This window comes from Janthinobacterium sp. BJB401 (genome assembly GCF_013372745.1).
Classification (GTDB): domain Bacteria; phylum Pseudomonadota; class Gammaproteobacteria; order Burkholderiales; family Burkholderiaceae_D; genus Janthinobacterium; species Janthinobacterium rivuli.
The window spans coordinates 1-13,425 of record NZ_JABXFH010000083.1; the positions used below are offsets into that span (position 1 = coordinate 1).

Here is a 13,425-nt window from a genome sequence, read left to right on the forward strand (position 1 = left end):
GAAGCGTCGCTGGCGCAAGCCGGCGCCGTCACCAGTCCGCAGGCGGCGCGCCGCACCCTCGACGTGCACCGCCGCGCGTTTCTGGAAAACGAGCTGCACGGCGCCTGGCGCCGCGTCATCGCCATGGTGGTGCAGCCCGGCGTCGATTTCGACCAGAGCAGCATCCAGCATTACGACGCCGATGCCGCCACCGAACTGTCGGCCTTTGTCGCCGAGCAGCCTGGCCTCGTGTTCGAAGCCCATTCCACCGACTACCAGCGCGAAACGGCGCTGCACGCCATGGTGCGCGACCATTTCGCCATCCTGAAAGTGGGTCCTGCCGCCACCTTCGCGCTGCGCGAAGCGCTGTTCGCCCTGTGCCAGATCGAGGAAGAACTGCTGCCGGCGCACGCCACCTCGCAGCTGATGCAGGTGCTCGACGACGTGATGGTGGCCAAGCCGAAGAACTGGATCAAGCATTACCTGGGCACGCCGGACGAGCAGCGATTGATGCGCCGCTACGGCTTGAGCGACCGTTGCCGCTATTACTGGGGCGAGCCGGAAGTGGCGGCCGCCGTCGCCAAGCTGCTGGCCAACCTGGACACGGTGGCCATTCCGCTGCCGCTGTTGAGCCAGCATTTGCCGGAGCAGTACCTGGCCGTGGTGCAGGGCAGCCTGCCAGCGCAGGCGCCGGCCTTGATCGAGCACAAGATCGGCAGCTTGCTGGCGCAATATGCGCGTGCCTGCAACCGCAATGCGGCAGTCCCCGTCATTGCCGAAGCGGCAATCTGTTAAGCTCGGTATTTTCATTTTTTACTGAGCCCGCCACCATGCGAAATACCAGCCAACGCCGTGAATCCATCCTCCAAATGCTTGCCCAGCAGGGCTCGGTGCAGGTGACCGATCTGGTGGAAAAGCTCGGCGTGTCCGCGGTCACCATCCGCAGCGACTTGAATGCGCTGGAAGCGCAAGGCATGGCCACGCGCAGCCATGGCGGCGCGACCCTGACGCGCACGCCCCCGCCTGAACACACGATACGCCAGAAGGACGCCATCAACCACGAGCAGAAGGAGCGCATCGGCGCCTATGCGGCGCGGCTGGTGGAACCGGGCGACAACATCATCATCGACTCGGGCACCACCACCATCTCGCTGGCGCGCCATTTGCGCGACGCCACCGGCGTGACGGTGGCCACGAATGGTCTGAACATCGCGTGGGAACTGGCCGACGCGCCCGGCGTGGACCTGATCCTGACGGGCGGCCTGCTGCGCAAGCAGTCGCTGTCGATCCAGGGCAGCCAGGCGGAAACCTGCTTGCAGGCGTACAGCTTCGACAAGCTGTTTCTGGGCGTGGACGGTTTCGACCTGCAGTTTGGCGTGACCACCCACCACGAAGCGGAAGCAAGCCTGAACCACAAGATGGTGGAACGGGCCAAGAAAATCATCGTCCTCACGGACGCCTCGAAGTTCGGCCGCGTCAGCCTGCACCGCATCGTGCAGCTGGACCGGGTCGATACCGTCATCACCGATGCCAGCATCAGCCAGGAGTACCGCGAAGGGCTGCAAAAGCTGGGCATCGAACTTTTTATAGCGGAATAACACATGCTGAGCGGCAGAATCCTTACCCCATCTGGCTGGATCACGGGCACCATCACCTTTGACCAGCGCATCGTCCAGATACAAGAAGACCCTGCCGCCGACAGCGCGCTGACCATTCTGCCCGGCTTCATCGACCTGCACGTGCATGGCGCGGCCGGCGTCGACATCATGGAAGGCGGAGACGCGGGCGCCACCGTGGCGCAAGTGCACGCGCGCCATGGCACCACGGCCCTGCTGGGCACCACCCTGACGGCGAAAGAGCCGTCGATCCTGCGCGCCCTGCAAGGCCTGGCTGGCATCATCGCCGAGCGCCCCGCCAACGGCGCGCGCATGCTGGGCGTGCACCTAGAGGGACCATTTTTGAACCTGCACCGCCTGGGCGCGCAGCCGCCCGACGTCGTGCAGGCCAGCCTGGCGCTGGTGCAGCGCTTCCACGCCATCGCGCCCATCAAGGTCTTGACCATGGCGCCGGAAATCCCCGGCCACCTGGAACTGATCCCGCAGCTGGCGGCGATGGGCATCCGCGTGCAGATCGGCCACAGCGCCGGCACGTATGACGAAGGCGTGGCCGCGCTGAACGCCGGCGTTTCCGGTTTTACCCACCTGTACAACGGCATGACGGGCATGACCCACTACGACCCGGGCATGGTGGGCGCGGCGCTGGCACATGCCGAATACGCGGAAATCATCCCCGACCTGCAGCACGTGGCCAAGGGCGCCCTGCGCGCGGCCTTGCGCGCCATTCCGCGCCTGTACGGCGTGACGGACGCCACCTCGGCCACCGGCATGCCCGATGGCGAATACGGCCTGGGTACGCAGCGCGTCTACAAATGCCTGGGCTGCGTGCGCCTGGCCACGGGTTCGCTGGCCGGCAGCGTGCTGACCATGGACCAGGCCCTGCGCAATTTCGTCGACCTGGGCCTGGACCTGGCCGACGCCTCGAACCGCTTGTCGCTGTACCCGGCCGACTACCTGGGCGAGTCCGAACGGGGCCGATTGGCGCCGGGCGCCTGGGCCGATATCGTCGTCCTCGATTCCACACTACAGCCAGTGTCCGTCTTCGTCGAAGGCGCGGCCATCGATCTTGCCACCCGCTAGACCATCCCCCAACCTCAACCCCGTCCCGGAGTTACCATGCACGACACGTCACACAAGGCCCCCGTGTGGGCCATGCGCTACCTGCTATTTATTGCCGGCATGGGGGGATTGCTGTACGGCATAGACATCGGCATCATCGCCGGCGCCCTGCCCTATCTGGAATCGACGGCCTCGGTGGCCTGGAAACTGACGGCCCAGCAGCTGAGCTTTATCGTCGCCGCCGTGCTATTGGGTTCGGTTCTGTCCTCGCTGTTCGCCGGCGCCCTGGCCGATATCATCGGCCGGCGCTGGGTGATGTTCCTGGCCGGCGCCCTGTTCAGCGCCAGCATCCCGCTGATCGCGCTGGCCGATGGCTACACGCCACTGCTGCTGGGGCGCCTGCTGCAAGGCATCAGCGGCGGCTTGATCGGCGTCGTCGTGCCCCTGTACCTGGCCGAATGCCTGCCGGCGCAACAGCGCGGACGGGGCGCCGCCCTGTTCCAGCTGCTGCTGACCATCGGCCTGGTGGCCGCCGCCCTGATCGGCCTGCTGCAGGCGCAGACGGTGGAAACGGCCACGCAGGCGGCGCAAGCGTTGCCGGAAGCGGGCCGCATCGCCGCCATCTTCACGGCCAAGGATCATGCGTGGCGCAGCATCTTCTGGGTCTGTCTGACGCCGGGCCTCGTGTTTACCGTCGGCGCCCTGCTGCTGGCCGAGTCGCCGCGCTGGCTGGTCCGCCGCGGCCGCATCGAGCAGGCGCGCCAGTCGCTGCTGCGCACGCGCCTGCCCGCCGCCGCCGACGTCGAACTGCGCGAGATGCAGGATACCCCCGAAAACGCCGCCAAGGCCGGCGGCAAGGCGAAAGACCCGCTGCTGAGCCGCCGCTACGTGCTGCCCTTCCTGCTGGCCTGTTTGATCCTCGCCTGCACGCAGGCGACGGGCATCAACTCCATCCTCGCCTACGTCGTCAATATCCTGAACCAGGCGGGCCTGTCGGGCGCCTCGGCCAACATGGCCGACGTGCTGCTGAAAGTGCTCAATGCCGTGATGACGGTGGTGGCCGTGCTGCTGGTGGACCGCAAGGGCCGCAAGTTCCTGCTGATGCTGGGCACGGGCGGCATCGTCGTCTCGCTGCTGGCGGCCGGCCTGCTGTTCCGCGGCGCCGAAGCGCACCTGGCCGACGTGCGCCCCGCCATCGCGGCGCAAGTGCAAGCGGACGGCCTGTCCCTGCAGCTCGATGCGACCGCCTTGACGGCCCTGGGCGCGGCCGCCGACGGCACGCCGCAGCAGCTGACCATCGCCTACGCCTACGGCCCGTTCACCAACGTGAAAAGCCTGCGCAGCGACGATCCCGTGCTGCGCCAGGTGACGATCGCCCGCGACGACGCCGTGCAGCCTGACAGCGTGATCGGCGTGTTCTTCCGCAAGCTGCACCTCAATCCGTTTGCCGACCCGGCCGCCGGACGCGAGGCGCCGCTGCGCATCGAGAAGGCCAGCCTGGGCCCCGTGCCCTCGTCCACGCACGGCTGGCTGGTGGCGATTGCCATCTGCGTGTTCGTGTCCAGCTTTGCCGTGGGACCGGGCGTGTGCGTGTGGCTGGCCCTGTCCGAACTGATGCCGACGCGCATCCGCTCGAACGGCATGAGCATCGCCCTGCTGGTGAACCAGTTCGTCTCGACGGTGATCGCCGCCATCTTCCTGCCAACCGTGGGTTTGCACGGCTATTCGACCCTGTTCTTCTTCGGCGCCGGCTGCACCGTGCTGTACTTCCTGGCGGCGGCCTTCCTGCTGCCGGAAACCAAGGGCAAGACGCTGGAGGAAATTGAAGCGCACTTTGCCAAATAAGCCAGAGTAAGCAACTGTAGCAGTCTCCTTTCCAGCCCCGGCCCACCATCCGGGGCTGTTTTTTTGCCTGCTGGACAAGTTTGCAGGGCTGGCGCGCACGGCACCGTACGGTTTTCCTTCAGGAATCACGGGCGCGTGGGCTAGAATCTGGCTGCGTCGTGCTACTCACGAGGCGGCAATGGCGCCATGACAAAAACCACCAGGAGACACAGTGAGCTTATTTAGAACCAAGAATTTGGATGACATGATCGCCCACAGCAAGAAACCGGGAGGCCTGGCGAAAGTGCTGGGGCCCTTCGACCTTGTCCTCATGGGCATCGGCGCCATCGTCGGCACGGGCATTTTCGTGCTCACCGGCACGGGCGCGCTGACGGCCGGCCCCGCGCTGTCGCTGTCATTTGTCGTGGCGGCCGTCGCCTGCTGCTTCGCCGCCCTGTGCTACGCGGAATTCGCTTCCACCGTGCCGGTGGCCGGCTCCATCTACACCTACAGCTACGCCACCCTGGGCGAGCTGGCCGCCTGGATGATAGGCTGGGACTTGCTGCTCGAGTACGGCCTGGCCGCCGCCGCCGTCTCCGTCGGCTGGTCCGGCTACTTCCAGTCGTTGCTGTCGGGCTTTGGCATAACGTTACCTGTCGCCCTGACGGCGGCGCCTGGCGCCCTGCCCGGCGTGACCACCTTCATCAACCTGCCGGCCCTCGTCATCATGCTGGCCCTGACGGCCATGCTGGGCTGGGGCGTGCGCGAATCGGCGCGCCTGAACAACATCATGGTGGCCATCAAGGTGGGCGTGGTGCTGCTGTTCATCATCTTCGGCGCGCGCCACGTGCAGCCAGCCAACTGGCAGCCCTACATGCCGTTCGGCTACCACGGCATGCTGAGCGCCGCCGCCCTCGTCTTCTTCGCCTTCATCGGCTTTGACGCCGTCACCTCGGCCGCAGAGGAAGTCAAGAAGCCGTCGCGCGATTTGCCGATCGGCATCATCGGCTCCCTGGCCGTGTGCGCCGTGCTGTACGTGGTGGTGTCGGCCATCATGACGGGCATCGTGCCGTACCAAAAATTCCTCGGCGTCGACCATCCCGTCTCGCTGGCCCTGCAGTATGCGGGCGAAAACTGGATCGCCGGTTTCGTCGACCTGGGCGCCATCCTCGGCATGACCACCGTCATTTTGGTCATGGCTTTCGGCCAGACGCGCATCATCTTCGCCATGTCGCGCGACGGCTTGCTGCCCAAGCGCCTGTCGACCGTGCACCCGCGCTTCCAGACGCCGTTCTTCGCCACCTGGCTGGTCGGCATCGTCTTCGGCCTGATCGCCGCCGTGATCCCGCTCAACATCCTCGCCGAACTGATCAACATTGGCACCCTGGCCGCCTTCACCATGGTGTCGATTGCCGTGGTGGTGCTGCGCAAGAAGCGCCCGGACCTGCCGCGCGCCTTCCGCTGCCCCGGCGTGCCCTACGTGCCGGCGCTGGCCGTGATCCTGTGCGTGGGTCTGATGACCTTCCTCAGCTGGGTCACCTGGCTGGCCTTTTCCATCTGGCTGGTGATCGGCCTGGTCATCTACTTCGGCTACGCGCGCCGCCGTTCGCTGCTGCACCCGCAACAGTAAAAAGTCCCCGGCAGCGACACATCCTGTCGCTGCCGCAGTTAAGATGGCGGTCTCGCAACCACCGCAGGCCGCCATCCATGCAACGTTCCCCCGACCTCATCGCACAACTGGACCAGAGCACGGACCAGCTCAAGCGCGCGCGCCTGCGCAACATGCAGTGGCTGGCCGTCGGCTTGCTGCTGCTGGCCGCGCTGGTCTTCGCCGTGGCCCGCTCGCAGCGGGACGGCCACCCCGCCTGGGGCTATGTGGAAGCATTCGCCGAAGCGGCCATGGTGGGGGCGATCGCCGACTGGTTCGCCGTCGTCGCCCTGTTCCGCCACCCGCTGGGCATTCCCCTGTGGCATACGGCCATCATCCCAAACAGCAAAGCGGACATCGGCCGCAGCCTGGGCGCCTTCGTGGAAAACCATTTCATTACCGAACAAGGCATCGCCGAACGCATCGCGCAGGCCGATCCCGCCGCGCGCCTGGGCGCCTGGCTCGGTGACGAGGGCCACGCGCGGCAGCTGGGCATGGCCAGCGCCAGCGTCGCCAGACAGCTGCTGGCGATGGCCGACCACCAGCAGCTGGGACGATTGCTGCGCGAGCAGGCCAGCAACTACCTGGGACAATTGAATGTATCGGACGTGGCGGCCGACTGCATCGATGCACTGATCGCCGACGGCAAGCCGCAGGAGCTGCTGGACTTCCTGCTCGACCGCAGCGCCGCCTACCTGGACGACGAGGCGCATCACGCGGCCATCGGCGACTTCGTGCTGGGCGCTTTCCAGATCGAGAACGCGCTGGTGAAAAAGGCCGTGAAAGCGTATGAACCGCGCATGATCGCCTCGCTACAAAAATTCGCCCTCGCCGTGCGCGTCGATCCGCAGCACCCGCTGCGCCAGCGCATCGCCGGCTGGATCGCCGACAGCGCCCTGCACCTGAAGGCCGACCCGCAGTGGCAGGAAACCGTGCGCCGCTACCAGCTGCAACTGATCGCCAGCGACACGGTGCAAGCCATGCTGGGCGACGTCTGGACCAACATCAGCACGCGTCTGCTGGCCGACCTGCACGCCGACCAGCCCGTGCTGGCGCAAGCCATCGCCAACGTGGCGCGCAACACGGGCAAGGTGCTGGAGGAGGACAAAGCTGCGCGGGCATGGCTGAACACCGCCATCGTCGCCGGCAGCGGCTCGCTGGTGCGCCGCTACCGGGGCGAAGTGGGCGCCTTCATCGCCGCCCGCCTGGACCTGTGGAGCAAGGACGAAATGAGCGAGCGCATCGAACTGGCCATCGGGCGCGACCTGCAATTCATCCGCATCAACGGCACCATCGTGGGCGGCCTGGCCGGCTTGCTGATTTATTCAGTCAGCCAGGCGTTTTAGCGCCACTACCAGCGAAGAATTTCCCCGGCCGGCGCCGCATGCGAAGGAAAATGCGGCAGCACTTCCTGCGCCAGTTCCTGCAGCACCTCCGCGGCCGGGCGCTGGCCATGCTGGATGCCCAGCGCCGCATGGTTGACACCCGCTTCGCGCCATTCACCGAGCAAATCGATCAATCCCTTGCGCCCCGTGCGCAGCACATAGCCGCTGCGCACCGGCGTGCGCGGGTAGTCGGGGTCGTCCACCAGGTCCAGCCACTCATTGCACATGTGGGGGCGGAAGCCGCCATCCGGGATGCACCGGCGCCAGGCGCGGATCTTGTCCGCCAGCCGGCGCGGCCCTTCCGGCGTATCCGTCGCTTCCGGATACGTCAGCCAGCCATCCGCGTGGCGCCCTATCCACGCCAAAGGCTGGCCCGAGGAACTGGTGACGACCAGGGGAATGGCGCCCGCCACGGGCTTGGGCAGCAGTTCCAGGCCCTCGATGCTGCCCAGCGGGCCACTGACATGCACAGGACCAGGGCGCAGCAACTGGCGGAACAGCTGCACGGCTTGCGCATAGCGCTCGCCGCGCGTGGCGTACGGCACGCCATACGCGGGAAATTCGCTGGCGCGGTCGCCCGAGGCCGTGCCCAGCACCAGGCGCCCGCCCGACAGCTGGTCGATGCTGGCGGCCGCCTTGGCCAGGTCGATGGGGTGGCGCAGGGTAAAGATGGCGCTGCCCGTGGCCAGGGCCAGCGAGTCCGTGCGCGCCGCCAGGTAAGCGAGGTAGGTCCACGGGTCGAACAGCTGGCCCGCATCGCCGAAGCGCGGGTCGAACAGGGGAATGTCGCGCACCCAGGCGGCGGCAAAGCCCTGCCTGTCCATGGCGGCGACCAGGTCGGCCTGGCCGGCCAGCGCCCGCATGTCGCCCTGGTAAAAGCGCAGCGGCAGATAAATGCCGAGAGTGAGCGCGCCGGGCGCGAACATGCGGCGGTAGCCGCGGTGCTGGATGAAGGCTTGCGATGAAGCGCCTTGCGTGATGTCCATGCTCATATTGTTCCTTGATAAAAATCAGGCGCCCGTGGCGGGCGCGGGAATGGTGATACCCAGCTGCACGGCGGGGCGGGCCGCCACGCGGGCGTACCAGGCGCTCACGTGCGGCCATTCATCGAGCTTGAAGCCAACCAGGTCGGCGATATGCAGCCAGCCAAAGCTGGCGATGTCGGCGATGGAATAGTCGCCGCCGCCCAGGTAGGCGTGATCCGCCAAGCGGCCATCCATGCTGGCCAGCGCGGCGCCGCACAACTGGCGAAAGTGCGCCGTGGCGGCCGCATTCGCACCTGCCTCGGCGATCTCGAAATGCACGCGCTGGCCCAGCATCGGCCCCATGCTGGCCGCGTGAAATTGCAGCCAGGTGATGGCGGCCCAGCGCTGCGCGGGCGCCTTGGGCAGCAAGCGCCCCGTTTTCCCGGCCAGGTACAGCAGGATGGCGGCCGATTCAAACACGGTGATGCCCGTGTCGTGGTCGACCAGCACGGGAATGCGTCCATGCGGATTGAGGGCCAGGAAAGCGGGCAAGCGGTGTTCGCCCTGATCGATGCGCACGTGGCGCAATTGGTAGGGCAAACCCAGTTCGGCCAGCGCAATGGTGGCTTTGAAACCGTTGGGCGAGCTGTCGGTGTAGAGTTCAAGCGAACCGGCCGGGGATGTGATGGTATGCATGGAGTATCCTGTCGATATAGTTTTACTGAAGTACAATCAGCCTTGTAAACACCGCCATCCTCGTTGTTATCCTCAAAGAATGGAAACGATGATTTTTAGTGTCTGGCTATAGAAAAACTATATCGATGAAGCATCCTTTACCACTCCAGGCGCTGCGCGCCTTTGTCGAGGTGGGCCAGCGCGGCAGCATCAAGGCGGCCGCCGAGGCGCTGCACGTGACGTCGGGCGCCGTCAGCCAGCAAATCCGCCTGCTCGAAGATCGGGTCGGCATGCCCCTGTTTACGCGCGAACGCCAGGGCCTGCGCCTGACCGAGGCGGGCGCCAGGGTCCACCCCGCCCTGCTGGGCGCCTTCGCACAGATCGCCAGCGCCAGCCAGGCGCTGGAAGACATGGGTGGGCGCCAGACGCTGACCGTCAGCACGGTCGCCACCTTTGCCGCCGCGTGGCTGGTGCCGAGGCTGGGCCGCTTCAACCAGCGCCATCCGCAGATCGAGGTGCGCGTGGAAGCGACATCGGCGCTGGTCGACCTGCGCCGCGACCGGGTCGACGTGGCCTTGCGCCACGGCCTGGGCGACTATCCGGGCTTGCAGGTGACGCGCCTGATGGCGCCCGTGCTGGTGCCCGTCGCCAGCCCCGCCCTGATGGCGGGCCAGCCACCCATCGCCACGCCGGGCGATTGCCTGCGCTACCCGCTGCTGCACGATACGGACCGCGCCGACTGGCCCTTGTGGCTGGCCGCGCACGGCGCGCCGGACGACGCTGCGGATGCGGCGCGGGCGCTGCGCGGTTCAGCCTTCGAAGATGATTTTCTGTTGATACGCGCGGCCGAAGCGGGCCAGGGCCTGGCCCTGGTGCCGCAACTGTACGCGCAGGAGGAGATCGCCGCCGGGCGCCTGGTGCAAGTACTGGACTTGCCCTGGCCCGCGCGCTTTGCCTACTATCTGGTGACGCGGCACGACGCGGCCACGCGCCCCGCCGTGCAGGCATTCATGGCATGGATCTGCGAGGAAGCGCAGGCCGCGCGCTAGAGTGCATGGCCGCCGGCCGCGCACGACACCACGCCGCACATGGTGGTAAACAGCACCGGCACGCCGGCGCGCCCCGTGGCGATGCAGGCAGCAGCCGGCACCACGGCCAGCAACAGGGCCAGGTAGGCTATCGCCTTCAGGCGCCGCGCGGAAGAACGACGCACGCCCCCGGCTGCCCCGCGTAAATAGCCTCTGGCCGCCTCATCGCTGCCGCTTGCCGACATTTTCGTATGCATGTCCATCTCCTCCATCCATAGTGACCGGTCTTGCCTCACTGCATTTTGCTACATAAATTTACCAAATACAATAAATAAATTCACGAATAAATCGCTTTTCTTTCTTTCATCACGAAAAACAATGGAATTACGATATTCGCTTAAATCATTTCTATTCGCACTTGCCATCAGGCGGCAAGCCACATCGGCACGCATCCGGCCAAACTTGATGTAGATCATGATTTTTTGAACAAGCTCTTGCTATCCTGTAAAAAAATGACAGGAGCACCGGATGAGCAAGACGCAGCCGAGCGACGCGCAGCACAACGTGGAACATGAGCGCCTGGGCAGCGCCTGGCAAGGCGTGCCGGCGCCAGGCTATCCGGAAAGCGCGCCCGAAGGCGCCACCCTCGACCTGCTGCTGAACGCCTGGCTGGGCAAGTTCACGGGCGGCATTTCGCCGGCCGCGCTGGGCAACGCGTATGCCGACTGGCTCAGCCACCTGGCATTGGCGCCATCGAAGCAGCAAACCCTGCTGGAGGAAGCCTGGAAGAAGATCGGCCGCTGGCAGCAATACGCCATGCAATCGGCCCTGACCGGCGGTGCAGCCGAACCGTGCATCGCGCCGCTGCCGCAGGACCGGCGTTTCGACGATCCTGCCTGGCGGCGCTGGCCGTACAACCTCGTCTACCAGGGCTTTTTGCTGCAGCAGCAATGGTGGCACCGCGCCACCACGGGCGTGCGCGGCGTCTCGCCGCACCATGAGGATGTCGTCACGTTCACAGTGCGCCAGTGGCTCGATATGCTGGCGCCGTCGAACTTCCTGCCGACCAATCCCGTGGTGCAGCAATCGGCCCTGGAAAGCGGCGGCGCCAGCCTGGCGCGCGGCGCAGCGCATGCGGCCGCCGACTGGCAGCGCGCCGCCATGGGCCCGTATGCGCCCGACACGCGCCGCTACCAGGCAGGCCAGAACGTGGCCGTCACGCCGGGCAAGGTGGTCTACCGCAACGACCTGATCGAATTGATACAGTACGCGCCCACGACGGCGACGGTGCACGCGACGCCGCTGCTGTTCGTGCCGGCGTGGATCATGAAGTTCTATATTCTCGACCTGTCGCCGCACAATTCGCTGGTGCGCTACCTGGTGGACCAGGGCCACACGGTGTTCATGATTTCCTGGAAAAACCCGACGGAAGAAGACCGCGAGCTGTCGCTGGAAGACTATCGCCAGCTGGGCGTGATGGACGCGCTTGACGCCGTTGCCCGCATCGCGGGCGCGCCGCAGGTGCACGCGGCTGGCTACTGCCTGGGTGGCACCCTGCTGGCGATCGCCGCCGCGACCATGGCGCGCGATGGCGATGCGCGCCTGGCCAGCCTCACCATGCTGGCGTCGCAGGTGGACTTCAAGGAGCCGGGCGAACTGTCGCTGTTCATCGACGAGAGCCAGGTCAGCTTCCTGGAAGCGGCCATGTGGACGCAGGGTTACCTCGACACGAAGCAGATGGCCGGCGCCTTCCAGCTGCTGCGCTCGAACGATCTGATCTGGTCACGCCAGCTGCGCCACTACCTGCTGGGACAAGACGAGCAGGACAGCGACCTGATGGCCTGGAATGCGGATGCCACGCGCATGCCCTGCCGCATGCATTCGGAATACCTGCGCCGTCTGTTCCTGCACAACGACCTGGCCGAGGGCCGCTACCGCACGGCGGGCCGCCACATCGCCCTGCCCGACATCGATGCACCCATCTTCGCCGTCGGCACCCTGACGGACCACGTGGCGCCGTGGCGCTCCGTGTACAAGCTGCAGCTGCTGACCGACACGGACGTCACCTTTTTGCTCACTTCGGGCGGCCACAATGCGGGCGTGGTCTCGCCGCCGGGCCAGCCGCACCGCAGCTACCAGCTGGCCACGCACGGCCACGACGCGCCCTACATCGACGCGGACAGCTGGCAGCGCGACGTGCCGCACCACGACGGTTCGTGGTGGCCCGCCTGGCAAGCCTGGCTGGCGCAGCGCTCCGGCGTGCAAGTGGCGCCGCCGTCCATCGGGCCGGACCTGGGCGATGCGCCTGGCAGCTACGTGCTGCAAACCTGATCACCGACAACCGAGCGACAACCGCGCGACAACCGAGGAAAACGCCATGCCCTACACTACCCTGCTGGTCCACGTCGACAATTCCCGCCACTGCGCCCAGCGCATCCGCCTGGCCGTGCGCCTGGCCGTTGCCGAAGGCGCGCACTTGATCGGCTCGGCCATGAGCGGCATCTCGCGCTACGCGTATGGCGGCGGCGTCAATGCGCTGCAGTTTGCGCCGGCGCAGATGCAGGCGCTGCGCACCCAGGCCAGCGAGGCCTTGCACGACTTCGAGCGCATCGCCCGCGAGGAAGGCCTGGGCGCCTACGAAACGCGTTTCGTCGACGACGACGCGCAAGGCGCGCTGCTGCTGCAGGCGCGCTATTGCGACTTGCTGATCCTGGGCCAGACGGATGCGCAGGATACGCCGTCGCGCGTCATCGCCGGCACGCCGGAATACCTGATGCTCCATTGCGGCCGGCCCGTGCTGATGGTGCCGCACGCGCCTTCGGCCGCGCCAGCGGGCATCGCGCAGCATCCGCTGCTGGCCTGGAACGGCAGCACCGAAGCGCTGCGCGCCATCACCGATGCGCTACCGTTGCTGCAAGGGGCGCGGCAGGTGACCCTGGCCGTCGTCAATTCACACGCCCAGCCGGCCGCGCACGGCGAGCAGCCAGGCGCCGACCTGGCCCTGTACCTGGCGCGCCATGGCGTCAACGTCGAAGTGCTGCAGCACGACACGCCGCCGGGCCAGGACGTGGGCACGGCCCTGCTGGCCATAGCGGCCCAGCGGCACTGCGACCTGCTCGTGATGGGCTGTTACGGCCACATGCGCCTGCGCGAAGCGCTGCTGGGCGGCGTCACGCGCACGGTGCTGCAGGAGATGACCTTGCCGGTGCTGGTGTCGCACTAGCCGCATCAAGCCGCGCCGACGCC

13 protein-coding genes are annotated in these 13,425 nt (G+C 66.6%); 9 read left to right on the top strand and 4 right to left on the bottom strand.

The annotated features are described in order from the left end of the window. The 6 genes from HWE17_RS27590 to HWE17_RS27615 all read left to right on the top strand — a co-directional run. Positions 1-774: class II D-tagatose-bisphosphate aldolase, non-catalytic subunit (locus HWE17_RS27590; protein ID WP_176390990.1), on the top strand; the 774-nt coding region annotated here is incomplete at its 5' end. A 35-nt stretch (positions 775-809) separates the two neighbouring features. After that, positions 810-1,577, top strand: a complete 768-nt coding sequence (locus tag HWE17_RS27595) for a DeoR family transcriptional regulator (RefSeq protein ID WP_034781637.1) — start codon at positions 810-812, stop codon at positions 1,575-1,577. A 3-nt stretch (positions 1,578-1,580) separates the two neighbouring features. Then, the gene (locus HWE17_RS27600; protein WP_176390991.1) at positions 1,581-2,675 is read left to right on the top strand and encodes an N-acetylglucosamine-6-phosphate deacetylase; all 1,095 of its coding nucleotides are present in this window, start codon (positions 1,581-1,583) and stop codon (positions 2,673-2,675) included. A 36-nt stretch (positions 2,676-2,711) separates the two neighbouring features. Further along, positions 2,712-4,499 carry an MFS transporter gene (locus HWE17_RS27605; RefSeq protein ID WP_176390992.1) on the top strand — a complete coding sequence of 596 codons (1,788 nt, stop codon included), beginning with the start codon at positions 2,712-2,714 and terminating at the stop codon, positions 4,497-4,499. A gap of 211 nt (positions 4,500-4,710) precedes the next feature. Continuing rightward, positions 4,711-6,108: an amino acid permease gene (locus HWE17_RS27610; RefSeq protein ID WP_369681785.1), complete on the top strand. Its 1,398-nt coding sequence runs from the start codon at positions 4,711-4,713 to the stop codon at positions 6,106-6,108. 77 nt (positions 6,109-6,185) lie between these two features. Beyond that, positions 6,186-7,472 carry a DUF445 domain-containing protein gene (locus HWE17_RS27615; RefSeq protein ID WP_176390993.1) on the top strand — a complete coding sequence of 429 codons (1,287 nt, stop codon included), beginning with the start codon at positions 6,186-6,188 and terminating at the stop codon, positions 7,470-7,472. A 5-nt stretch (positions 7,473-7,477) separates the two neighbouring features. On the opposite strand, the gene HWE17_RS27620 is transcribed toward HWE17_RS27615, so the two are convergent. Together HWE17_RS27620 and HWE17_RS27625 are read right to left on the bottom strand one after the other, a co-directional pair. Next, entirely contained in the window at positions 7,478-8,497 is a 1,020-nt protein-coding gene (locus HWE17_RS27620) for an LLM class oxidoreductase (protein WP_255206417.1), read from the bottom strand. A 24-nt stretch (positions 8,498-8,521) separates the two neighbouring features. Then, positions 8,522-9,172, bottom strand: coding sequence for a glutathione S-transferase family protein (locus HWE17_RS27625; protein WP_176390995.1), 651 nt, complete (start codon positions 9,170-9,172; stop codon positions 8,522-8,524). A 125-nt stretch (positions 9,173-9,297) separates the two neighbouring features. Here HWE17_RS27625 and gcvA point away from each other — a divergent pair, with 125 nt between their 5' ends. After that, positions 9,298-10,200 carry a transcriptional regulator GcvA gene (gene gcvA, locus HWE17_RS27630; RefSeq protein ID WP_176390996.1) on the top strand — a complete coding sequence of 301 codons (903 nt, stop codon included), beginning with the start codon at positions 9,298-9,300 and terminating at the stop codon, positions 10,198-10,200. Here the strand turns inward: gcvA and HWE17_RS27635 are convergent. After that, positions 10,197-10,436 (bottom strand): hypothetical protein, encoded by a 240-nt coding sequence (locus tag HWE17_RS27635; RefSeq protein ID WP_176390997.1) that lies wholly within the window; start codon positions 10,434-10,436, stop codon positions 10,197-10,199. The genes gcvA and HWE17_RS27635 overlap by 4 nt on opposite strands. A 48-nt stretch (positions 10,437-10,484) precedes the next feature. Continuing rightward, the gene (locus HWE17_RS27640) at positions 10,485-10,655 is read right to left on the bottom strand and encodes a hypothetical protein (RefSeq protein WP_176390998.1); all 171 of its coding nucleotides are present in this window, start codon (positions 10,653-10,655) and stop codon (positions 10,485-10,487) included. A gap of 52 nt (positions 10,656-10,707) precedes the next feature. Between HWE17_RS27640 and HWE17_RS27645 the strand changes: the two genes are divergently transcribed. Continuing rightward, complete coding sequence (locus HWE17_RS27645; protein WP_176390999.1) at positions 10,708-12,510, top strand: alpha/beta hydrolase; 1,803 nt, start codon at positions 10,708-10,710, stop codon at positions 12,508-12,510. Positions 12,511-12,556: 46 nt separating this feature from the next. Next, complete coding sequence (locus tag HWE17_RS27650; protein WP_176391000.1) at positions 12,557-13,402, top strand: universal stress protein; 846 nt, start codon at positions 12,557-12,559, stop codon at positions 13,400-13,402. Positions 13,403-13,425: the final 23 nt, after the last annotated feature.